Source organism: Aequorivita xiaoshiensis (assembly GCF_022008395.1).
GTDB classification, from domain to species: domain Bacteria; phylum Bacteroidota; class Bacteroidia; order Flavobacteriales; family Flavobacteriaceae; genus Aequorivita; species Aequorivita xiaoshiensis.
The window spans coordinates 1-1,100 of the sequence record NZ_JAIRBB010000048.1 but is presented as its reverse complement, the minus strand read 5'-3'; the positions used below and the strand labels follow the sequence as shown (position 1 = coordinate 1,100).

1 protein-coding gene is annotated in these 1,100 nt (G+C 30.0%); it reads right to left on the bottom strand.

From position 1 onward, the window contains the following. Positions 1-276: 276 nt before the first annotated feature. Positions 277-975 carry a hypothetical protein gene (locus tag K8344_RS13905; protein WP_237609280.1) on the bottom strand — a complete coding sequence of 233 codons (699 nt, stop codon included), beginning with the start codon at positions 973-975 and terminating at the stop codon, positions 277-279. Positions 976-1,100: the final 125 nt, after the last annotated feature.

The following is a 1,100-nucleotide window of genomic DNA, read 5'->3' as shown; positions in this document are numbered from 1 at the left end:
TTTTTGATGTTTTTTTAATGAAATACAAAAAGATAAAAATCAATACTGTAGTTATAATGCTAGTAGTCATTTATTTTTTGAATGTTACACAACGTGTTTGTATATGACAAGTAGCTTGAAATTATGAGTTAATTTTCAATCTCGCAACAAGCCAAATCTTTTGTATTTTGTTTTTATCTTTAATTTTCAAAAAGCCAAATCAAAAGATTTGGCGACTAACCAAATATACCCAAATTCTCGATTTAGAAAAACCTTAGCTATTTGTTATATACGGTGTTATGCGGTCGGCTTTTTTGTTTTTTCTTCATATTCATCAACCAATTTCAAACATTCGGTATAGTCAGAAACATAACGGTCACTTTCAAATTGCTCCTTGAAGTATTTATAGTATTCGTCATATTTATTACCGAAAATTTCATTCCAAGCCTTTTTTTGATTCTCTATTATGTTTATCTCTTTTGCCGATACAATAATTAAAATCCTTTCTCCTGGTAGATCTTCATTTGGATTCGAATACCATAGTTCAAATGCAATTTCAATTTGGTTATTATTTAGTTTTAAAATCTGTTCACCGAGATATTCGTCAACTTTTATCGGTTCAATGCTTTCTATTTCTCCGTTTTCTTTTACTTTGAAAAATCCAACGTTTAAATTCCCTTTTAATTCAATAATTACTGGAAAGTTGAGTTTATCGTGTTCTATATCAATTTTGAACTTTTCAACGATAGTGTCTCCGAAAACGTGAGTAGAAAAGTCGTTCAATTTCATTTCAAATTTTTTCGATTTTATTTCAAGTTCTGTTATCCAACTGTCGTGAAGTTTCCAAATGAGATATTTTCTGAAATTTTTAAGTCGGTCAGAATTTTCGTTCAATAAAATTGAATATTTGTCTCTGTCAAAAATGGGTTCGTCCAAGTCAATAAAATCTTCCGCTAAAAATGGTGCAATTGTCTTTATGTTTCTTTTATCGTTCATTTATTTGGTAGTCGTCTTTTAGCTGCCGCATAACGTCTCGTATAAACGCAGTAGCGAGATTGGCGTACCGACTTTTCGGTTTATACCAGACTTTAAATTTATAAAATTACTTTCGGGTTTTGCAT

What these genes read in the sequence shown, in the direction of transcription:
- K8344_RS13905 (WP_237609280.1), bottom strand. Translation starts at nt 975, where the DNA reads ATGAACGATAAAAGAAACATAAAGACAATTGCACCATTTTTAGCGGAA.